Origin of the sequence: Capnocytophaga sp. oral taxon 324 str. F0483 (assembly GCF_000318315.2) — a bacterium.
Lineage (GTDB): Bacteria > Bacteroidota > Bacteroidia > Flavobacteriales > Flavobacteriaceae > Capnocytophaga > Capnocytophaga ochracea.
Genome location: NZ_KB291508.1, coordinates 97,793 through 120,603 on the forward strand (window position 1 = coordinate 97,793; position 22,811 = coordinate 120,603).

The 22,811-nt window shown below is 39.2% G+C and carries 20 protein-coding genes; 11 read left to right on the forward strand and 9 right to left on the reverse strand.

Annotation, left to right across the window (positions count from 1 at the left end; genetic code table 11):
* Positions 1-7: 7 nt before the first annotated feature.
* The 9 genes from HMPREF9072_RS04155 to HMPREF9072_RS04195 all read right to left on the reverse strand — a co-directional run bounded on the left by HMPREF9072_RS04155 (position 8) and on the right by HMPREF9072_RS04195 (position 8,707).
* Positions 8-1,627 (reverse strand): CTP synthase, encoded by a 1,620-nt coding sequence (locus HMPREF9072_RS04155; protein ID WP_009410680.1) that lies wholly within the window; start codon positions 1,625-1,627, stop codon positions 8-10.
* A gap of 455 nt (positions 1,628-2,082) precedes the next feature.
* Positions 2,083-3,855: a MutS domain V protein gene (locus HMPREF9072_RS04160; RefSeq protein WP_009410682.1), complete on the reverse strand. Its 1,773-nt coding sequence runs from the start codon at positions 3,853-3,855 to the stop codon at positions 2,083-2,085.
* A gap of 2 nt (positions 3,856-3,857) precedes the next feature.
* Positions 3,858-5,147: a rod shape-determining protein RodA gene (gene rodA, locus HMPREF9072_RS04165; protein WP_009410683.1), complete on the reverse strand. Its 1,290-nt coding sequence runs from the start codon at positions 5,145-5,147 to the stop codon at positions 3,858-3,860.
* Between the two features lie 17 nt (positions 5,148-5,164).
* Entirely contained in the window at positions 5,165-5,407 is a 243-nt protein-coding gene (locus HMPREF9072_RS04170; RefSeq protein WP_002672980.1) for a DUF6327 family protein, read from the reverse strand.
* Positions 5,394-5,762, reverse strand: a complete 369-nt coding sequence (locus HMPREF9072_RS04175; protein ID WP_009410684.1) for a phage holin family protein — start codon at positions 5,760-5,762, stop codon at positions 5,394-5,396. Before HMPREF9072_RS04175 ends, HMPREF9072_RS04170 begins: the two co-directional genes overlap by 14 nt.
* A 6-nt stretch (positions 5,763-5,768) precedes the next feature.
* Positions 5,769-6,095 carry a YtxH domain-containing protein gene (locus tag HMPREF9072_RS04180; protein WP_009410685.1) on the reverse strand — a complete coding sequence of 109 codons (327 nt, stop codon included), beginning with the start codon at positions 6,093-6,095 and terminating at the stop codon, positions 5,769-5,771.
* 113 nt (positions 6,096-6,208) lie between these two features.
* On the reverse strand, positions 6,209-6,436 hold the full coding sequence (locus HMPREF9072_RS04185) for a hypothetical protein (RefSeq protein WP_002672970.1): 228 nt from the start codon (positions 6,434-6,436) through the stop codon (positions 6,209-6,211).
* A gap of 2 nt (positions 6,437-6,438) precedes the next feature.
* On the reverse strand, positions 6,439-7,770 hold the full coding sequence (locus HMPREF9072_RS04190; protein ID WP_009410686.1) for an MFS transporter: 1,332 nt from the start codon (positions 7,768-7,770) through the stop codon (positions 6,439-6,441).
* Between the two features lies 1 nt (position 7,771).
* Positions 7,772-8,707: a DUF368 domain-containing protein gene (locus HMPREF9072_RS04195; protein WP_034556341.1), complete on the reverse strand. Its 936-nt coding sequence runs from the start codon at positions 8,705-8,707 to the stop codon at positions 7,772-7,774.
* Between the two features lie 707 nt (positions 8,708-9,414).
* On the opposite strand from HMPREF9072_RS04195, the gene HMPREF9072_RS04200 reads away from it, so the two are divergent.
* The 11 genes from HMPREF9072_RS04200 to HMPREF9072_RS04250 all read left to right on the forward strand — a co-directional run bounded on the left by HMPREF9072_RS04200 (position 9,415) and on the right by HMPREF9072_RS04250 (position 22,810).
* Complete coding sequence (locus HMPREF9072_RS04200) at positions 9,415-10,473, forward strand: NAD(P)/FAD-dependent oxidoreductase (protein WP_009410689.1); 1,059 nt, start codon at positions 9,415-9,417, stop codon at positions 10,471-10,473.
* Positions 10,474-10,515: 42 nt separating this feature from the next.
* Positions 10,516-11,628, forward strand: a complete 1,113-nt coding sequence (locus HMPREF9072_RS04205) for an RHS repeat protein (protein WP_009410690.1) — start codon at positions 10,516-10,518, stop codon at positions 11,626-11,628.
* A complete protein-coding gene (locus HMPREF9072_RS04210) occupies positions 11,629-11,964 on the forward strand; it encodes a 2Fe-2S iron-sulfur cluster-binding protein (protein WP_009410691.1) in 336 nt (111 codons plus the stop codon).
* 84 nt (positions 11,965-12,048) lie between these two features.
* The gene (locus HMPREF9072_RS04215) at positions 12,049-14,976 is read left to right on the forward strand and encodes a pitrilysin family protein (protein ID WP_009410692.1); all 2,928 of its coding nucleotides are present in this window, start codon (positions 12,049-12,051) and stop codon (positions 14,974-14,976) included.
* Positions 14,977-15,155: 179 nt separating this feature from the next.
* A complete protein-coding gene (locus HMPREF9072_RS04220) occupies positions 15,156-15,806 on the forward strand; it encodes a hypothetical protein (RefSeq protein ID WP_009410693.1) in 651 nt (216 codons plus the stop codon).
* Between the two features lie 16 nt (positions 15,807-15,822).
* Positions 15,823-16,569 (forward strand): hypothetical protein, encoded by a 747-nt coding sequence (locus HMPREF9072_RS04225; protein ID WP_009410694.1) that lies wholly within the window; start codon positions 15,823-15,825, stop codon positions 16,567-16,569.
* 2 nt (positions 16,570-16,571) lie between these two features.
* On the forward strand, positions 16,572-16,874 hold the full coding sequence (locus tag HMPREF9072_RS04230; RefSeq protein ID WP_009410695.1) for a transcriptional regulator: 303 nt from the start codon (positions 16,572-16,574) through the stop codon (positions 16,872-16,874).
* A gap of 157 nt (positions 16,875-17,031) precedes the next feature.
* Entirely contained in the window at positions 17,032-18,381 is a 1,350-nt protein-coding gene (gene creD / locus HMPREF9072_RS04235; protein ID WP_009410696.1) for a cell envelope integrity protein CreD, read from the forward strand.
* 434 nt (positions 18,382-18,815) lie between these two features.
* Positions 18,816-19,172: a 4Fe-4S dicluster domain-containing protein gene (locus HMPREF9072_RS04240; RefSeq protein ID WP_002672952.1), complete on the forward strand. Its 357-nt coding sequence runs from the start codon at positions 18,816-18,818 to the stop codon at positions 19,170-19,172.
* A 242-nt stretch (positions 19,173-19,414) separates the two neighbouring features.
* The gene (locus HMPREF9072_RS04245) at positions 19,415-21,418 is read left to right on the forward strand and encodes a hypothetical protein (protein ID WP_009410698.1); all 2,004 of its coding nucleotides are present in this window, start codon (positions 19,415-19,417) and stop codon (positions 21,416-21,418) included.
* Positions 21,419-21,499: 81 nt separating this feature from the next.
* A complete protein-coding gene (locus HMPREF9072_RS04250) occupies positions 21,500-22,810 on the forward strand; it encodes a phenylacetate--CoA ligase family protein (protein ID WP_009410699.1) in 1,311 nt (436 codons plus the stop codon).
* The last annotated feature ends 1 nt before the right edge of the window (position 22,811 follow it).

The following is a 22,811-nucleotide window of genomic DNA, read 5'->3' on the forward strand; positions in this document are numbered from 1 at the left end:
CCGTGTTTTAGTTCTTTTTTAGTTTATTGTTTAAGGCTGCCCTCACAAAAGCTACAAATAGCGGATGCGGATTGGCAACGGTGCTCTTGTATTCGGGGTGATACTGTACGCCCACAAACCAAGGGTGATTTGGCAATTCTATCACTTCCACCAAACCCGTATCGGGGTTGATACCGGTACACTGCAAGCCTGCCTTTTCGAGCTGTTCTTTGTAGTCGTTGTTAAACTCATAGCGGTGGCGATGTCGTTCCGAAATCTCTTTCTTGCCATAGGCTTCGTATATCTTACTGCCTTTGCTAAGTTCACAAGCCCAAGCCCCCAGGCGCATAGTGCCTCCTTTGTGAGTAATTTCCTTCTGACTTTCCATCAAGCTGATTACCGGATAAGGTGTTTGCTCGTTCATCTCGGTAGAATTAGCGCCTTTAAGTCCAGCTATGTGTCGCGCAAATTCAATGACTGCCATTTGCATCCCAAGGCAAATTCCCAAAAACGGAATGCGGTGTTCACGCACGTATTCAATAGCTTTTATCTTGCCTTCAATACCGCGACCGCCAAAACCTGGGGCTACGAGCACAGCATCCAAATGACCTAATTTGGCTTCTATATTTTCTTCATTGAGGTGTTCTGAGTGAATACTCTCCACATCCACGCGCACTTCGTTCGCCGCTCCAGCGTGTATAAAGGCTTCTAAAATCGACTTATACGCATCTTGTAACTCTACGTATTTGCCTACTAACCCTACTTTTATGCGGTGTTTGGGGTTCTTGTAGCGTTGCAAAAAAGTGTTCCATTGGGTGAGGTCGGGTTCGTTTTTACAAGGGAGGTCTAACTTCTTGAGTGTCACTTTGTCCAACCCTTCTAAAAGCATCATATTGGGTACATCGTAAATAGTAGGCACATCAATAGACTGGATTACTGCCTCTCGCTTCACATTGCAGAAAAGCGCCAGCTTGTATCGAAGCTCGTCCGAAAGTTCGTGTTCGGTACGGCAAACCAGTATATCGGCTTGAATACCGCTTTCCATCAGGGTTTTTACGCTGTGTTGCGTAGGTTTGGTTTTCAGTTCACCCGCCGCAGCAAGGTAAGGTACTAAGGTAAGATGTATCACGATGCCATTGTGCTCTCCCAAGTCCCACAAAAGCTGTCTTACTGATTCTATATAAGGCAACGATTCGATGTCGCCCACCGTACCGCCTATTTCGGTAATCACAATGTCGTATTCGCCTGTTTTGCCAAGTATCTGAATGCGTTCCTTAATTTCGTTGGTAATGTGTGGTATTACTTGCACCGTTTTGCCCAAGAACTCACCACGGCGTTCTTTCTCGATAACGCTTTGGTAAACGCGCCCTGTGGTTACATTATTAGCTTGCGAAGTGTATACGTTTAGAAAACGTTCGTAATGTCCCAAGTCGAGGTCAGTCTCAGCACCGTCTTCGGTCACGAAACATTCGCCGTGTTCATAAGGGTTGAGCGTACCAGGGTCTACATTGATGTAAGGGTCAAATTTTTGTATCGTCACCCTATAGCCACGAGCCTGCAAGAGCTTGGCAAGCGAAGCCGCAATGATGCCCTTCCCCAAAGAAGAAGTTACGCCCCCAGTTACAAATATATATTTGGTATTTGCCATTTCTATTTAATTTGGTGCAAAGGTAGTGAATAATTACCAACTAACAATATTTAAAGCCTAAAATGTTAGTTTAAAGACATAAAAAAAAGAAGAAACTTGCCTTACACGTTCAAGTATTCTTCTACTTAGTACTAACTTACCTACACTCTTCCTTCGTTCATTGTTCGTCTTTTGTTCGTTCTTTGTTCGTCTTTTGTTCGTTGTAGACCCACTGTAGAGCCACTGTAGAGCCACTCTTTGTTCGTTTATCCTATAAGCTTCCTATAAGCTAACTGTATCACAATCCCTTCTCCGGTACTTTTCATCTTTTTATCGAAAATACGGCGTTTTATTCCTTTTAGCAACTCTTTTATTTTCTTCTTCCGATATTTTCCGAACTCCTCCAAGTCACCCAAACTCTTCAAGCCTCTCCACCCACATTCTATTATTAATCATTAACCACTAACCATTAATCATTAATCATTTCTATCTTCAATGATTCCCAATTTCTTCATCAAGAAAGTAGCATTTTTGTTTTGGCAAACGCCCTCTCTTAACTTATAGTCGAAAGTGAGTTCTCCATTGGTGATGTCAGACTCAAAGCATTTATTTTGAAGTTGATGAGGATATTGTTCAGTAAGTTTACACACTTCTATATCGTGAGTAGCCAGCACGCCCAAAGCTTGTAAGGAAAGCAATCGTTCGATAATCTTGATAGTGCCGTACTGTTTGTCTTCTGAATTAGTACCCCGTAGTACTTCGTCCAAGAGCACAAAGCAACGTTCGTCCTCTAAGGTCTCCATTATCTGCTGTATACGATTGACTTCAGCAAAGAAATACGATTTGCCGTCGTTAAGCGAATCAGCAAGACGCATAGAGACGCGTAAACGCAAAGGGTGTACATTGGCTTTGCGCGCACAAACAGGTAACCCAACAAGGGTAAGCAACATATTAACTCCCAAAGTGCGCAAGAAAGTACTCTTACCCGACATATTAGAGCCTGTAAGCAATACAAAAGCGTGTTCTCCCAGTGTAATATCATTGGTAATCCGATGTTCAGAAGGGATAAGTGGGTGTCCTACGGCTTCAAAAGCTATTTCATAATCATTATTGAGGGTAGGATAAACAAATTCAGGGTTGTTATAACTAAAATTAGCAAAACTGCACAACACTTCCGTTTCCCCCACCGACTCTAACCATTCTTCAATACAGCTTGCATATTGCGCCTTCCATTGCAAAAGTTGCTGATAGCGATGTACGTGATAAAAAGAGAAAAGGTTTAGGGGTATAGAGACTAAAATATTACTCACGTTGTCCAAATCGTCTAACAATCGGGAAAGTTGAGCTATTTTAGCGCTTGCTTGTTTGTTTTTCTCAGGGAAACGCGCTTCTACTTGCGCAATACACTCCTTAAAAGCATATAACATCGTATAAGTACGTTCAAAACCGAGTTTTTCTTTCGTCATTTTACCAATAAAAGAGAAAAACAGTAGTAAGTTTACAGTGATTAAGAGCTTTCCAACGCTTTTTAGTAGTTCGTTGTCGTTCCCATATCCTATCAAAAGACTTATGATGAGGAATATAGGTAGAACAATGAGAGTATATTGCATTGTTTTGCTCAATAGTTTTGCAGTACTGCTTGCCCAAGTGCGTAGTTTGATGTAAAAATCTTTGCTGTCATCTATTTGTTGAGCATAAGCAGTAAAGGTTTGTCGCCAGTTTAGGCCGGGAGTGAGTGCTTTTATCTGTTCTTGTGTGTTGATAATCTCCTCAGAAGAAGGAGAGAGAAGTCGCTTGGCTAAAAGTTTTTTGCCTAAGAAAGTATGCGTACGGTTAAGATAATGATAAAGTGAATGTTCACCTAAAATATCCAAATCGTAAGCATAAGGGTGGTTTTCTTCTTGAAAATCTTTGCCGTTATCGGTGAAGAAAGTATGTTGTTCTAAAAATGCAATTTCCTGCTCATTGAGGCGTATTTTAGTTTGGGCAATACTGCGCAACGCACTTATTTTCTTGTGTTTTACTATCAAAAGAAGAAAAACCACAATAGTAAGCATACAAAATAGCCCCATTACTACTGATGGAGCTTTTATAAGTTTGTATACTGACCAAATGATAAGTAGCATTTCAGCTAATCGGAGGAAGCTAATTTGGTTGTATTGTTTAGTAAGTTTTAGGTATTGCTGTGTTGCCTCTGAAAGTTTTTCTTTATATGAATTTGTTGTCATTCGTAATTTGTCATTCGTCATTATTATCGAATCCAATCGTTCAGTCTGTTAGCATCTAATCGTAAAAAGATAAACAGCAGAATAGTAAACGCCCAAAGCCCAGAACCTCCATAGCTGAAGAAAGGCAACGGAATCCCGATGGTAGGAATTAAGCTAATCACCATACCGACATTGATACAGAAATGCACAAACAGTATTGATACCACACAATACCCATACACCCTGTTAAACTTAGATTTCTGTCGCTCGGCAAGTACTATAAGTCGCAATAGTAAAAATGAGAAGAGTATGACCACTAAGGCAGTACCCATAAAGCCCCATTCTTCACCTACGGTTGTGAAGATATAGTCGGTATGTTGTTCAGGGATAAAGCTCCCTTTGGTACGAGTACCTTCCAAGAAACCTTTTCCAAAAGTACCTCCTGAGGTTATCGCCGATTCAGCCATATTAGTATTATAGGCAAAGTCGCGCTTCATTGCAGCTATCTTCTGAGGGTCAGTTTCAAGACGTAGCCATAAGTTCAAACGATTGCGGTGGTGTTGTTTGAGTACGTTATCGTATACTGGGTGCGTAACAAACGCCGTAAGCAAGCATATAACCGATAAGATAAATATATTTTGAAACGGAATGCGTTTTGTTCTTCTCTTATGCCAAAAGCCGTAAAATCCAATACAAGCTGCACAAGCAAACAGAGTGAAAGTCGTTCCAAACTTTAGTGAGGAAACAAATACTACTCCTGAAAGAAATAGATAGAAGAGTAGGGCAGAGGGCATACCTTCGCGGAAAAGTACAAAAGCTAATGAAAAGAACACTAATAAGCTCCCTACGTCGGGTTGTAATAAGATGAGTACGGCAGGAATACAAATAATTGCAATAGCCCGTAAGAGGTCAGGAGTACGGCGAATATCGGTGTGGATATCGCTCACATAACGCGAAAAGGCAAGAGCTGTAGCTACTTTAGCAAACTCACTGGGTTGTACCGTAACAGAGCCAAAGGCATACCAAGCTTTAGCTCCATTCGTCTCTTTACCAAAGACGAACAGTCCAGCTAATAGTATAATAGAAATGATGTAGAATATTACTGAAAAGTTGATATAAAACCTGCTATCTATGGCTAAGATAAAGATAATAAGCAAGAAACTAAGCCCAATAAAAAGCAACTGCTTTCCGTAAAACTGATTGAGGTCGAAGATAGAAGTAACGTTTAAATCGCTGTAAGTAGTGGAAAAGATAGCTATCCAACCACACATTACCAATAGTAAGTATAGTATTACTGAAGTCCAATCGAGGTTCTTTACAAGGCTATGTCTCATTGTAAGTTATAAGTATGTTATTTGCGTTTTCTTCTGAAAAGGAAAAACATAGCGTATTCAATAGCTAAGTTTAGCCATCTTCTTTCGTTAAACAAAAAAGAAAGCCACGTATGAGCAAGTAAGTTTTTAGGAGTTAAACTCTCTGCCACTGCCGATACTTGATTGGTAAGAGATAGTCGGTCTATTTCCTTTTCTAAGCGCAGTATTTTAAGGTCGTTATCAATTTCTTCAAAAGAGCTATAGATTTTATTCTTCGTCATCGGGTTCAGTTTTAAAATAGATTTCAGAGAGTTTTTCTAATAGAGGCTTCTCAATAAGTTTTTTGCGGAAAGCCAATATTATTACCGCAATCAACACATAGAAAGCTCCTACAATAACAAAACCTAAGGCATTGCTACCAAGTGCTTCACCAATAGCATACGCTCCGGCGAAAGACAAAAAGAACAATACCAACAAACTCGTAAAGGCTACTATAAAAAAGGTTATAAGTCCGTAAGACGATTTACCTATAAACCTAAAAAGGAATAATTTATAGTAAGCTATCTGCGAATTGAGAGCAGAACTTGCTTTTGTAGGAACTTCCTCAAAAGTTTCTTTGATAGAGTGGATAGACATATGTGCTTATTTCTGCAATTTAGCGTTAGCTGCTTTTAAGGCGGCTAATTTCTTTTCTAAGAAAGTAATCACGTCTTCAGCTTTATAGCTTGATTTGGAAAGCAGGGTGTCTACTTTTTCTTCCAAAGAGCCTTTTAGCTCAGCTGATTTTTCTTTTACATTCTCAGTTAAATGGTCAAGTTGTTCTTTTAGCTTTTCAGCCTTGTCACTTACGGTACCTTTAATCTTTTCGCGGGTAACTTTACCCTTATCAGGAGCAAAGAGAATACCTAAGCCCACTCCAATAGCAACACCTGTTGCCAATCCTAATAATATGTTTCCTGTTTTTGCCATAATATAATAAATTTTAGTTTTACTTATGATTGAAGTTATTAGTAGTTATACTCTAATAAACGCACAAATATACAAAGTATTTTTGAAAGGTGCAAATTTAAAGAAAAAAATAATTACAAATCAAATACAGAGGTGCGTTTAGCAAAGAACAAATCTTTAATTTTCAAAAGTGATGCTAAAAGCAAATATACACCAAACCAAGCTCCTAAGGTGGCAAAGGTACCGTAAATAAAAACAATACGAACGTCTTTAGCACGCATTCCTAACTTCTCGGCTAAACGCGATGATACTGCAAAGCCGTATTTCTCAAGGAAAAACCTAAATTCAGAAAATATCTTCATAATTATTCATTAGCTACACGACTTACTTTTCGGACTTTAAAAAGCAGTAACATTCCTAAAACAAAGAAAACTATTAGTGAAATAGTAGCATTGCGCATATTATTGGTAAATTGGTCTATTATACCATAAACACCCATTCCTATTACAATACCCAATTTCTCAGTTACATCGTAAAAACTGAAAAAGGAAGTAGTATCTTTAGTTTCGGGTAAGTAAGCAGAATAGGTGGAACGTGATAGCGTTTGTATGCCCCCCATTACAAGCCCTACTAAAATAGCTATTGCATAAAACTCAGTAGGTTTATATACGCAATATGAAAGCAAACAGATGCCTACCCATATAACATTAAGCCCAATGAGCACTGCAATATTACCCCATTTGCGCACTGTTAAAACCGTAAGGTGTGCTCCTAAAATAGCTACTAATTGAATAATGAGTACACTTATAATGAGCCCCATAGTGCTTTCTTCGGAGTTTGCCCATTGTATTTCTTGCTCTCCAAAATAAGTGGCTATCAGCATAACGGTTTGTACACCCATACTGTACACAAAGAAAGCAATAAGATACCACTTCAAACGAGGAGAAGCTGAGAGAGATTGCCATACTTTGCGCAGTTCTTTAAAACCGTTGAAAAGAATGCTTTTGCTGAACTCCCCTCTGCCTTTTTTATAAGAGGGAAGATAATAGAAGGGGATACTACTAAAACCTATCCACCATATTCCTACTGTAATAAACGAGATGCGCATAGTGGTGAGAGTCGTTTCAGCATCAGCAGTAGCAAAGCCTACCCATTGTGGTTTTATTACCATTATGAGGTTAAAAATAAGCAATAATACACTACCTGTATACCCTAAGCTGTATCCTTTGGCACTTACAGCGTCGTACTGTTCAGGGAGAGCGATATCGGGTAAATAAGAATTATAGAATACGATACTCCCCCAAAAGCCTACTACGCCACAAAAATAGCACAAGAGTCCGAAGTAAATATGTTCTAAGGAAAACCAATATAACCCTACACAAGAGATAGCTCCTAAATAGCAGAAAAAGCGCATAAAGCTCTTTTTATTCCCTAAGTAATCGGCGATACCACTGAGGATAGGGGAGAGTACTACCACTACTGCAAAAGCTAAAGCGGTTACAAAAGCAATCACAGAAGTGCTTTTAATCACCATTCCAAAGAGCTCAATATGGGTGAGCTTTGCAATGCGAAATAACAATCCGTAGAAAATAGGGAAGATAGTAGAGACAATGGTGAGAGAATAGACAGAGTTAGCCCAATCGTAAAAAGCCCACGCATTGAGTAGTTTTTTATGTCCTCGTTCTAATGGTTTCATATTAATTTTGAGTGCGTTTTGCGCCTAACTTTTCAATAGAGTAAATCACACAGAAACCTATAATAGCCAATAAGATAGCGGTTAGGATTTGCGGATTGGTATTGGTGATTGTTTTGAAAGCACAAGGCGATATGCTTTTTTCCCATATCACACTGCCATTAGTAGGGTCTGTTTCGAGAGTTTCTTTCCAAGGCCATACTTTGTTTAGTGACCCAATAATAAAGCCTGTGAGTCCTGCAAAGGTAAGGTTTCGGAATTTAGCAAATAACCATTTTAAGGCTTTTGAAAAGCTAAGAATACCTGTGATAGCCCCAATAGCAAAAACGCCAATCACTTTAAAATTCCAAGAACTAAGCGCATCTAAAACAGTGTGGTAAGCCCCCAGAAGCACCAATACAAAAGCTCCTGATATACCTGGGAGTATCATAGCGCAAATGGCTAAGGCACCACAGAAAAAGATAAAGATAATACTTTGGTTACTGCCATTTACCAAAGGAGGAACGACGGTGATAATATAAGCAACAATCCCTCCAACTATCATAGTTAAGACAGCGGCGAGATTCCAACGTTTTATTTCTTTTGTTAGGAAAAAGACACTTGCAATCATTAGTCCGAAGAAGAAAGACCATACCATTATGGGGTGATTTTCTAACAGCCATTTCATACCTTTGGCAAGTGAGAGGATACTGATACCTATCCCTGCAAAGAGAGCTACAAAAAAGTTCCCATTGATGTGTTTCCAGAAAGCAACTATACCTTTTGTAAAAAGGAGTTTGAAGGCTTGTAAGTTTACTTTGCTGATAGAATCGACTAACTCCTCATAGATGCCCGAAATAAAGGCAATAGTTCCCCCTGAGACTCCTGGTACTACATCGGCAGCACCCATAGCGAGCCCTTTGAGGGTGATAAAAAAGTAATCTAAAAATGTGCGTTTCATAAAGAACGGTTTCTGTTTCAATATTGAACTTAACGGGTGCAAAAGTAATAAAATAATATTCATTGACCAAAAAGATAGATGTTTAAAAATCTTTGTTATTCACTTTAGAAGCAAGGTTAATGGTTAATGATTAATGGTTAGTGGTTAATGGTTAATGGAGAAATTGGGAGAGGATTATATAAAGCTTATAAGATAAACGAACGATGAGTGGCTCTACAGTGGCTCTACAGTGGGTCTACAACGAACAAAAGACGAACAAAAGACGAACAAAAGACGAACAAATGACGAAGAAAAGACGAACAATGAACGAACAAATAACAAATTTAAATTAAGGATATAATGGAGGTAAGAAAGAGACTATTGGGAGCTTTTCAGCTTTGGTAAAGTCTGAAATTTTGGCAAAGTCCATACTGAGAAAAGAGAGTGTAGCGACGCAAAAACAAAGGTAAGACAGTGTGAGCACACAGGTAGGTGCGAGCCACACGGGCAGTCGTAGCACGACAGGCATATAATGAAAAGACGAACAATATACGGACAGAGAGACAAAAGATGAACCTTATGGGATAGTATGCAAAACGTGTATTAAGAAGATGCTGGTAATCAATAGGTATTTTGGTGAATAGAAATACGAGAAATATACTTATTTTGCTGTTTTGCTTTTTGCTTTTCAGTTTTTTTTAGTAATTTTGCACCCAAAATAACAATGAATGAAAGAAACGGATATCATCATTATAGGGGCGGGACCTACGGGATTGTTTGCTGTGTTTGAGGCAGGATTGCTTAGGTTAAAATGTCATTTGATAGACACGCTCCCTCAGGTGGGCGGTCAGCTTACTGAGTTGTACCCCAAGAAGCCTATTTTTGATATACCAGGATACCCGAGTGTAGGGGCTTCGGAATTAGTGGATAATTTAATGGAGCAAATCAAGCAGTTTCAGCCTGAATTTACGCTTGGCGAAACAGCGATGACTCTTACTAAAAATGATGATGATACTTTTGTGGTTACTACTGATAAAGGCACCCAAATAAAAGGGAAAGCTGTAGCTATTGCAGGAGGATTGGGTACTTTTGAACCTCGCAAGCCTGAACTGCCGAACCTTGAACAATACGAAGATAGGGGAGTGGCTTACTTTGTGAAACACCCCGAGAGTTACGCAGGTAAACACGTGGTGATAGCCGGAGGAGGCGACTCTGCACTCGATTGGAGTATTTACTTAGCCGAGAAAGTAGCAATGGCTTCGGTTACCTTAGTGCACCGACGTAATGAGTTTCGCGGGGCATTGGATTCGGTTGAGAAAGTGAGAGCCCTCAAAGAGGCGGGGAAAATCAACTTAAAAACGCCTTATGAGGTAGTGGGATTAGGTGGAGAAAAGCATTTGGAGTCGGTAGTATTGGAGCAGGAAGGGGGCGAAAGAGAAACTCTTGTAGCTGATGCTTTTATACCTTTGTTTGGACTTACTCCTAAATTAGGACCTATTGCTACGTGGGGCGTGGAGATTGAAAGAAATGCTGTGAAGGTGAACAATGCCTTAGACTATCAAACTTGTATAGAGGGAGTATACGCCATAGGCGACGTAAATACTTACCCAGGGAAACTGAAACTAATACTTTGTGGCTTTCACGAAGCGACCTTAATGTGCCAAAGTGTGTACAACCGCATTTACCCTAATAAAAAATACGTGTTAAAATACACTACGGTAGTGGGTATAGACGGTTTTGATGGGTCTCGGAAAGAGGCTGAAAAGGCAGTGGTGAAAGCGATTTAGATGAGGTAAGAGAGATAAAAAATACTAATAACTAAATATAAAATGAAGAGCATAAATGTACTATTAACAAGTGTCTTATTGGCAGGTGGTGTTTCGCTACACGCCCAGATAGATACTTTGGGTAGTAAATCCCTACAACTGAAAGGGAAAGTAAAGAAAGTAGAGGATTATTCATTTCTTCTGGAAGCGAGTCCGAAAGGTACTAAAACCTTTGATGGGAACACTTATAACGTTTTTCCTTATTCCGAAGAATGGAAGGTGGAAAAAGACGAAAAGAAGTATTCTAAAACTAATATATCTTATCTGTTTGACAACGGAGGGCGCAATCTTGAAATTAAAACCTATAATGCTGAAAATCGACCTTTTGGAGGAATGCGCTTCTTTTATGACAAGAAGGGAAAAATTAATAAAAGTCAGTCGGTGTTTACCTTGGGAGACGGAGAACTGACGGTGAACCGACAGTATTTTTACAATGAGAAGAATCAGTTGGTAAAGATTGATGAGAATGATGGGGTGACCAATGAGTGGCTTATCACTATCACGTATAAATACGACGATTTAGGTAACTGCATTGAGAAGAATAAGGTAGCTAGTGTATCGGCATTGGAGAAAGATATTCAACGATATGAGCAGAAGAACCTTGTATTGGAACAGAAAATACGTCCGGAGTACACCAAAGAGAAGTCGTATAAATACAACAATATGAACAAGGTGAGCGAGACAGAGGAAAAAGTGCTTAACAAGAATGTGTTTTTAAAAACAAAGAACCAATACGACAAGGATAAGAATTTAACCAAAGCGACGTATATTAATCAAGCAGGACAAGAGACCGTATGCCAGCACAAATACAACAAAGCAGGGCAACTCATACAGACCATTTGTACGGCTAATGATGACCCTAACTTTTACGTAGAGACGAATTATATGTTTAACAAATTTGGAGAGACGCAGATTATTAAAACACGGAAAGGGGTAGCCTCGACCAAAGTGTATGATGAGCACAATTTGCTTACTGCTTATACTACTCCTGATTTCAATTATAGATACCGTTATACTTTTGATAAAATGGGTAACTGGACACAGATTATAATGTTTGAGAACGACAAGCCCGTTTGCGCTCGCGTTCGCAGAATAGAGTACTTCCCCGCAAAATAAATGAACGAGATACATCTTAAAATAACCGATCGCGAGGGGCTTCTATACGAAATAGAAGCCCCTACTGATATGAATATGAACCTTATGGAGGTAATGCGTGCTTATGAAATTGCCCAAGATGGCGAGATAGGCATCTGTGGTGGTATGGCAATGTGCGCCTCTTGCCAGTGCTATATTCAGAATGCAGAAGAGGTGTCGCTTCCTGAGATGTCAGCAGAAGAAGATGCAATGCTTTCGGAGGCTTTTTACGTGAAACCTAATAGTAGATTAGGTTGCCAAATTCCGATTACACCTGAAATAGATGGTTTGGAAGTAGTATTAGCACCATTTGCATAAGAAAGATAAAAAATATTGAGAAGTATTTTGTAGTTGAGCATTAAATTACTACTTTTGCACTGTTTAAATATTAATTCGCCAAATATGTTAAAAAGGAATCTATTCTTATGGCTCTTTACAGTAGCTATAACATTCGGTGCTTCCGCTCAAAACTATGAGTGGAAAGAAGCTCAAGGAGGCGGTTACACTTATAAATATGTAACACACGACCCCACCAATGCAAGGTTTTATACCTTGAAAAACGGACTTACAGTTATTTTGAGTCCTACGAATAAAGAACCTCGCATTCAGTGCTATGTAGCTGTGAAAGCAGGTAGTAAAACCGACCCTGCAACTAATACAGGGCTTGCACATTATTTAGAGCATTTGCTCTTTAAGGGAACTGATAAATACGGTTCACTTGATTGGGCTAAGGAAAAAGTAGAACTCGACAAAATCGACGCCCTCTACGAAGAGTACAATCACACCAAAGACCCTGCTAAACGCAAAGCTATCTATAAACTGATAGATTCGGTTTCAGGAGTAGCTAGTAAGTATGCTATCGCCAATGAGTACGATAAGATGATGACTGCTATGGGTGCACAAGGTACCAATGCTTTTACTTCGTTTGAAAAAACAGTGTATACTGACGATGTGCCTGCTAATGCTATCAATAAGTACATTACTGTACAAGCTGAACGCTTCCGCAACCCTGTACTGCGTATCTTCCATACTGAATTGGAAGCTGTATACGAAGAGAAAAACCGCTCTTTGGATAGCGATAATAGCGAGGTGTTTGAAACTCTCTTCTCTGAGCTATTCAAAAAGCACAATTATGGCTTGCAAACCACTATCGGTACAGTAGAGCATTTGAAAAATCCTTCACTGAAAGAAATTCGCAAATACTTCCATACTTATTATGTGCCCAACAATATGGCAGTAATATTGGCAGGAGATTTCAACCCTGATACTGTTATTGCTCAAATTGATAAGGCATTTAGCTATATGCAACCCAAAGCAGTGCCTCAATATACTTTTGAGAAAGAAGCTCCTATTACAGCACCTATCATTAAGAAGGTAGTAGGACCTGATGCCGAAAGCGTTTCGATGGCATTCCGCTTGCCTGGTAACCAAGATAAAGATGCTCTCTTAGCCGATTTAGTAGGGGAAATTCTTACTAATGGTAAAGCAGGTCTTATTGACTTGAACCTTGTAAAAAAACAAAAACTCCTTGGGGCAAGTGCCTTTGCTTATACGCTTATAGACTATGGCGTATTATATCTCTCTGGAAGACCTCTACAAGGGCAGTCGTTAGAACAAGTAAAAGACCTTATGTTGGGGGAAATAGAAAACCTCAAAAAAGGTAACTTTGATGATGACCTTATTCCTTCTATCATCAACAACTTGAAAAAGCAAACCATTCAAGGGACTGAGTCTTATGGCAACCGCGCTAATATGCTAATGTCAGCTTTTACTGATAACTTAGACTGGAAAGACCAAGTAGCGTATGTGAATAACCTTTCTAAACTCACCAAAGCTGATATCGTAGCTTTTGCCAATAAATACCTCGGCAATAACTACGTAGCTGTGTATAAAGAGAAAGGAACTCGCCCTAATGTAGAGAAGATTGAAAAACCAGCTATTACTCCCGTTGAGACTAATGCCGATAAACAATCAGCTTTTGTGAAAATGGTGAACGAGATGCCAAGTACTCCTGTAAAGCCTGTTTTCTTAGATTATAATAAAGACCTACAAAAAGGAAAATTAGGCAAAGCAGAAATACTTTACGTGCAAAACAAAGACAATGAATTGTATCGCCTTACTTTCCGTTATAAAGTAGGTACTCTTAATGATTTGAAATTAGCAATGGCTACTAATTATAGTCAGTTTTTGGGTACTGATAAAAAATCAGCTGAACAGCTTACCAAAGAGTTCTATAAAATAGCTTCAAGCTTTAGAATCTCATCGGGTAGAGAGTATACCACTGTAAATATAGAAGGTTTGCAAGAAAACTTTGAGACAGCAGTGAAACTTTACGAAGACTTTATTGCCAATATTAAAGTAGATGAAGAAGCGCTTAAAGCCTTGAAAGCGCGTGTAGTTAAATCGCGTATAGATGCCAAAGCTAATAGAAATGCTATTATGCAAGCCTTAACAAACTACGCAATGTATGGGGCTAAGAACCAATCTAACTACACCTTCTCTGATGCCGAAATTGAGGCTATTACAGGGAAAGAGTTGGTAGATAAACTCAAAAACCTAAACAATGTAGAACAAACAGTTATTTATTATGGACCTGCTACCCTTTCAGAACTTACTAATAAACTAAAAACTTTGCATAAAGTGCCTGCTAAGTTTGCCAAGGTAGCTCCTAAAAAAGAGTTTAAACAAGTAGAGCAAACAAAAAACCAAGTGCTCTTTGCCGATTATGAAATGGTACAAGCTGAAACCCGTTGGATACGCAATACCGTTCCTTTCAATCCGGCTGAAAGCGCTGTAATTAGTACGTTCAATAACTACTTCGGTGGGGGTATGGGCTCTTTGGTATTCCAAACCATTCGCGAAAGTAAAGCTTTGGCATATAGCACTTATGGTTTCTACGTTTCCCCAAGAAAGAAAGCTGATAAATACTATATGCTTGCCTATGTAGGTTCACAAGCTGATAAGTTTAAAGAAGCCGTTGAAGCAATGAATGAACTGCTCAATACAATGCCTGAATTGCCTGCTAATCTCCAATTAGCTAAACTACAAATCAAGCAAGAAATAGAAACCGAGCGCATTACACAAGACGGTATTATTTATAGCTATTTAGCCACACAAGAATTGGGTCTTAAAGACGATATACGCAAGCAAGTATATCAAAATGTAGATGGTATTACAATGAAAGACATCAAAGCTTTCCACGATAAATATCTCTCTAAAAAACCTTATACTTATGTGATTTTAGCTTCTGAAAAGAAACTCTCAAAAGATGACCTCCAAAAAATAGGAGACTTTAAGAAGCTTTCATTAGAAGAACTCTTCGGATATTAGAATAAGAAAATATTTTTATTTCTCATAATCAGTGTTAAAGTCGTGCGACTTTAACACTGATTATTTATATATAATACACTCATTTACAATACTCATCTAAAATATTTTAAAGATTTGTGATAAAAATATTTGGTAGTTATTATTATTATCCTTTACTTTGCGCCACAAAGTGCTTCATTATGGAAGAGAATAAATACTTAAACGACCTACACGAGATACGCCAGATGATGCGTAAGTCTACCCTTTTTCTTTCGCTTAGCGGACTTTCGGGGGTATTGGCAGGTGTGTATGCCCTAATAGGTGCAGCAGGAGTATATATGTTGTTGGAATATCATTACATCTATTATCCTTATGTGCTTATAGAAAGTCGTACCTTTAAAGCTATTATGGCAATTGCATTAGCGGTGTTAGTAGCCTCATTGGTGACGGCTTACTTGTTTTCGGCGCGTAAGGCGAAGCGCAGTGGAGAAAGCCTTGTGAATGCTACCGCTAAAAGGGCTTTGTATAACTTTGCTATTCCGCTACTTACGGGTGGGCTACTCAGTGTATTGCTCATCAAAAATGGGTACTATGGACTGCTTGCGCCAATGACGCTTATTTTCTACGGATTGGCGTGTGTGAATGTGAGCAAATACACCTTTGGAGATGTACATTATCTCGGTATTACCGAGATTGTTTTAGGCTTGTTAGCGGTATATTTCCCTGGTTACGGACTCTTGTTTTGGACATTGGGCTTTGGTGTATGCCATATTCTCTATGGTGGCGTAATGCACTTTAAATATGAACGAGCCCCCGAACCCCCGAAGGAGGACAATCTACAAAAGGAGTAGAATAGAGTATGATACTATGACCGAAATCTTAAAACGTTATATAGATGCTTCTAATGATTTTCGCAAAGCAGGAGGCTCTCACGAAGGAGCTATCGCATTATACGACTTGTTGTACGATTTGCAAGCCAAAACAGAACGTACTAAAGAAGAGGAGCGTATCCTCGCTGATACGTACACCTTATTAGAATACCATCTTTCGGCTTATGAGACTTTCGCACGTATTGCCGACCTTACTAATTATAAGGAGAAAAGCAAACTATTAGTTTTAGAAGATAAAGCTAAAACGCATAAAAATACTTTTTGTATCAAGGATATTCGCAAACTGAGAGCAAAGCAAAAACAGCAACCTTTTCAAATTAGTGATTTCAAGAAAGTAGAAGATTTTAAGTCGGAATACGAGTATATACTCTCAAAGAAAAAAGTAGTTATTTTTAACAAAGAGGTAGAAGGAGAGTATTTTTCATTCTTTGTAAACAAAGATACTCCTTTAGAAAGTTGTTTGCATAGTATAAAAGAATACTTAGAGTGGCTTTCAGATGCTAAGGAGACACTCTTTAGCTATTATAATGAGCATTGTACTGAATATACACCTCAAGCTGATGATAATTGGTATGATACTTTAGAGGTATATAGAGGTCGTATGAATGTTTGGAGTACAGGAGTCGCTGCTCATATATCTGCTGGGGATATTTTCACCCCTGACCATTCGTTAGAAATAGATTTTGACAATAAAGAAATCACTGATATAGGGTGGGACGGATAAAAATGAAGACTTTTTTAGCACATATCAATAAGGCTTTTGACCACCGCATTCGCTTAGCCATAATGTCGGTGTTGATGGTGAATGACAGTGCCGACTTTAATACCCTGAAAGAACTCTTAGGGGTAACCGATGGCAATCTGGCAAGCCATACCCGTGCCTTGGAAGCTGAGGAGTATATCACTATTGAAAAATCGTTTGTGGGAAGGAAGACGAATACGAGTTATAAGGTAACTGAAAAGGGGAAAGAGGCGTTTCAAGAACATTTGAATGCACTCGAGAAGATTATTGGGAAATTAGCAGATTAGAAAATTAGCAAATTTGCCAATTTGTCAATTTGCTTCCGAACCCCCGAAGGGGACAATCCGTAAAGGAGAAATATTAACTCCTTTCTTTTTTATAGATACACTTTGAAACGCAAAGTGCTTTTATTATTGTTAATTATTAATTGTAAATTCAAATATTATGTATCCAGAAAAACCATCAACAACATCTAATGTATGGCAATCAAACACTTTTCGTTTGGTGCTTATTGGGGCACTTACTTTGGTATTGCTCATTCCGCTCTTATTAGTGCAAAACTTAGTGAGAGAGCGCAAAGAACGTCAGCAGGAGGTTATCAATGAGATTGATAGCAAGTGGGGGCGCGAGGTCTTTTTCTATGGACCTATCCTCAAAATTCCTTACAAAGTGTACAGCGACAAGAATAAAAACGCTTTTGAGACACAGTACGCTTATTTTTTCCCCGAGGAACTGAAAAATACTTCGAATGTAAAGACTGAGGTGAAGAAGCGCAACAACTACGAATCGGTGGTGTTTAATGCGTCTATGGACTTTACGGGTAGTTATGTAGCTCCTAATTTTGTAACTAAAGGAATTCCTAACGAAGATATCAGTTGGGATAAGGCTACGATTCTCATTCGCACTACTAACCTCGCGAGTATTAAGAATGGGGTAAGCATTCAATTAGGTGGCAAGGATCACGCTTTTGAACCTATCTATGAGCAAAAAGACAACGAGGATTATTACTATGAGAATGATAGTAAAGCTAATGAGGTGGCATCGCTTGAAACAGGCTTTATCAACTATCAGGAGTTTTTGGCTAACCCTTCGTTTAGTTTTACGGTGCAGTACGACGGTAGTAAGAAAATAGCCATTGTGCCCATAGGGAAGACTACTGAGAGTACCCTTACCTCTAACTGGGCTAACCCCAGCTTTACAGGTAACTTTTTGCCTTACACCAAACAGATAAACGGCAATGGGTTTAACGCTTCGTGGAAGGTATTGCACATCAACCGTCCGTTTGCACAACAATCGTTTGGGAGTTTACCGAACATTTCGCAATACACTTACGATGTAGATTTTATCATTCCCGTAGACCAATATCAGCAGAATGAACGCGCTACTAAATACGGTTATTTGGTGATATTCCTCACTTTCTTGATATTCTTTTTAATACAGAGCATTAGCAAGATAAAGATTCACATCTTCCAATACTCAATGATAGGCTTGGCATTGGTGTTGTTTTACACTTTGCTCATATCGATTACAGAACACAGTAGCTTCTCGTTTGCTTACTTTATATCGTCGGTAATGACGGTAGGACTTATCAGTTTGTATTCGGTTTCTATACTGAAAAACAAGAAGTTCCCTACTTTTATAGGACTTTCATTAGCAGCACTCTACGGTTTTATTTACGTGATTATTCAGCTGGAAAGTTATGCTTTATTAGTGGGAAGTATAGGTTTATTTACCATTTTGGCTATTGTGATGTACGTATCGCGGAAAGTGGAATGGTCGGATTCAGGTAAATAGGTAAAAGGTAAAAGATAAAAGGTAAAAGGTAAAAGGTAAAAAGGACTGTTAGAGAATATCTGGCAGTCTTTTTTTATACCATAATGCCAAAAATGCCAATAATACCAAGTTAATGACGGTGTGAGTCACACAAGCAGGTGTGAGCCACACGGGCAGGTGCGAGCCGCACAGGCAGTCGTAGCACGACAGGCAGTTAGAGAAAAGACGGTGCGAGCCGCACAGGCATATAAACAAAAGACGAACAAAAGACGAAGAAAGAATGAACAAAAGACGAAGGAAAGGTGGAGAAATGATGAAGGATAAGGCTTGCAAAATAGTAGAAAAAGTGGAGTTTGTAGAAGGTGATTATGGGTAGTTGTTGAATAATAGAAATAAAAGTATTATCTTTGCACCCTTTTTAACTGATAATTCATAACTAAAAACATAAAACTCAAGTGGCTATAATAATAACTGACGATTGTATCAATTGCGGGGCTTGCGAACCCGAATGTCCTAACAATGCTATTTATGAAGGTGCTGACGATTGGCGTTATAGCGATGGTACGACCTTAAAGGGACGTGTGGTATTACCGAGCGGATTGGAAGTAGACGCAGACGAGCCCCAGAAAGCTATCAGTGATGATATTTACTTTATCGTGGCAGACAAGTGTACTGAATGCATTGGTTTTCACGATGAACCCCAATGCGCTGCTGTATGTCCTGTGGATTGCTGTGTGCCCGATGATGCCTACCAAGAAACAGAAGAAGAACTTTTGGCTAAAAAACGCTTTATTCACGACGAAGAAGCGTAGTTTTACAAATAGGGTAGCATATTTTCTTCTGTACTCAAAAAAAGGATATCTATGAAAAAAGAAGTAACAGATGTTGACGGCTAAATTAGTAAAATGCGAACTTGCAGGAGAAAAAGTAGATTGACAAAAGAAATATGCCGATTATATACATAAGTTTTTTTGGTTAAATGGTAAAAAAGTAGTACCTTTGTGCCCACTAAAATACTCTTATAACTCTTAATTTTAAACTTTAAACTAAAAAAGTGCAAACAGAAGAAAAAGAATTGTACCGCTTTGTAGAAGCGGGAGATTGGACAAATTCCCTTTCAGATAGTGAAATGGAAAAACTTTTAGTAGAGACTGATTTCTCTCGAGAGCAAACCGACGAGGGACGTGACTACTGCTATTTCTTACATAAATACAGCAAAATAGACGATAATAGTGCCTCTGACTATACGTTGATGGCTTATACCCTTACCCAACCCGAAAACTTGGAACGCGCTTCGATGTATGATATGATACTCGAAGAAAATGAGTATTTCAGTATACACCGCATCAGTGTGTATCGCAACGGTCAGCTGATTGACAAAACAGCTGATACTACTATAAAAGTATTGGATAACGAAGGGCAAAGCGGTCGTGGTATTATCAGCAGTTCTAAAAAACTGAACTTCTCTATCAAAGACCTTCACTTAGACGATATCCTTATTTTGGAAGACACCAAAGAAAAGGTATTTACTGAGAAAGAGTTCTTGCGTCGGGACTTTATGAAATACGTATATGTAACCCCCGATACTTATTGGGCGTACGGTAAATACCACTTCAAACTCATCAATAATCGCGACAAACGCGTGGCTTATAAAGATGTGTTCTTCCGCGACGAGCAAGGTAACGTAATCCCAAGTCAGGTGAAGTACTTAGCACAAGGAGAGGCATTTGAGATAGTACAAGAAAACTACATAAATCCAGTAGACCCTAACCGCGAAATCTTCCCTTTTATAGACTTCGCTACTGATAGTACTTGGAAAGAACTTTCTAACTATATCTATCCGCTTTACGAAGAAGTGTTCAAAGCACAACCTGCTGATTTTGCCCCCGATTTGGTGGAGAAACTCAACGGTATGGCTACCCTCGACGAGAAATTGCAATACGCCATAGAGTTCGTGCAAAACAACATCTACTACGTGTACAACGCCGATGAGATGAATGGACACAAACCACAAGCACCTGCACTTACTTACCAAAATAAGCAAGGAGATTGTAAAGCGAAATGCGTATTGTTGAAATCTATCCTCAACTATCTCGGTGTAGAGGCTTCAGTGATATTGGTGAACTACAATTCTGATTATTACTTGCAATTCTATCTCCCTTCGTTGCTTTCGTTTAATCACGTAGTGGTGAAAATTAACTACAAAGGTAAAGAATACTTTGTAGATGCAACTGCTCGTAACGAGTTTGGTAAATTGGAGAAACGCGCAGTGATTTCTTTTTGTCACTTTATGGAGATATTGCCTGACCAAGAATTACAAGTGCGCAAACCTACCTATTTCGACAATTTTTGTATAGATGAGCACATCACCTTAGAAGCCAAAGGCAATACGGGCAAAATACAACTGCTTACTACTTATCGTTACAATCGTGCAAACTCTATGCGAGCTTACTTCAAGTCGAGCAACAAAAACGAACGTTTGGACAGCTGGAACAACTCTTTGTTTTATGCGCTCAACTATGTGAACGACCGCAAAGGCAAAGATTTCCGCGAGATTTTCAAAGATGCTACTTTGCAAATAGTGAAGGACGATAAGGTGGAAAATGAATTTGTAGTGAAGTACGAAGCAACTATTGAACAGCCTTATTTTATAGACAATGAAGGTCGTCGTTTCTTGATGTACTACGATGGTAGTGTGTTGAAAAACAGCATTCGTGAACACCAGCACAGCGATGCGAGCTTTTGGCATAACTTCGATAGCGAGCGTTACGAAATAGAACTCAAAACCGATGAGAATATCGATACTAAGGAAAAATACACCGTACAAGAGTGCGATATCAAAAACGAGTATTTCACCCATAAAACCCAAAAGTTTATCACTAAAAACTCTGGTAAGGTGATTGTGGAGTACAATCCGCTCACGAATATCGAATTGCCATTAGATAAATTGGAACCTATTCGCGAAGATTATCACACTATGGCTGATAGCAACTTCGGTATCGGTATCGATGTGGTAGAAAAAGGATTCTTAAATTCCTTAAAACGACTTTTTAAATAAGGAAATTTACATACAACTTTGCCAAAGGAGCGAGCCACACGGGCATTAGAACCTTTGGCAAAATTTTATTAACAAAATATAATGAGTGCACTTATTCCAACCATAGAAACCCAATCGGAAGCCGAGATTGTAGCTTTTCAAGAAGAAAAACTGCGAGAGCTATTGCAATATCTCAATGAAAAATCGGTTTTTTATCAAAATCTCTTCCGCAAGCACCATATCCGTATAGAGGATATCTACACCCTTGCCGATTTACAAAAAATCCCCACAACCCATAAAGACGATTTGCAACGCGAAAACGATGCTTTTCTTTGTGTGCCTAAAACTGCTATTGTAGACTATGCTTCTACCTCAGGCACTATGGGAACGCCCGTTACTTTCGGTCTCACCGATAAGGATTTAGACCGTTTGGCGTACAATGAAGCTATCTCATTAGCTTGTGCAGGCATTCAAAAAGGCGATGTAGTTCAACTGATGACCACTATCGACCGCCGTTTTATGGCAGGCTTAGCTTATTTCTTAGGCATACGCAAAATGGGGGCAAGCATCATTAGGGTAGGGGCAGGAATACCCGAATTGCAATGGGATTCTATCCGATTGTACGAACCTAAATATCTTATTGCGGTTCCTTCCTTTGTGCTGAAAATGATAGAATATGCCGAAAAGAATGGTATCGACTATCGCGCTTCTTCCGTAAAGGGAGTGGTGTGTATAGGCGAGGCGTTGCGCAATCAGGATTTTAGCCCTACACTCTTAGCGAAAAAGATTACCGAAAAATGGCAGGGATTGCAACTTTACTCCACTTATGCTTCTACCGAGATGAGCACTACTTTCACCGAGTGTGAGTACCAACACGGAGGGCATCACCACCCAGAGCTCATCATCACCGAGGTATTAGACGACGAAGGACACCCCGTACCCGATGGTGAGAGTGGAGAGCTCACGATCACTACTTTGGGAGTGGAAGGTATGCCATTGTTGCGTTTTCGCACAGGCGATATAGTAGCGATGCACAGTACCCCTTGTAAGTGCGGGCGACATACGGCACGAGTGAGTCCTGTACTGGGTCGCAAGCAGCAGATGATTAAATACAAAGGAACTACTCTTTACCCGCCAGCCCTAATGGATTTACTTACAGGCTTTGAGGCTATAGAGAATTACATTATAGAAATCAATACGAATGATATCCTAACCGATGAAATCCTTATCAAAATAGGGACAAAAACTCCTACCGAAGCCCTTCGCGAGCAAATAAGTCATCATTTTCGCGCTAAACTCAGGGTAGTTCCTAAGATTGAGTTCTGCGACATAGCCCTTATTGAGCAACAGCTCTACCCGTTGGGCAGTCGCAAACCGATGAAATTTGTAGATAAACGCAAACCATTAAATTAAT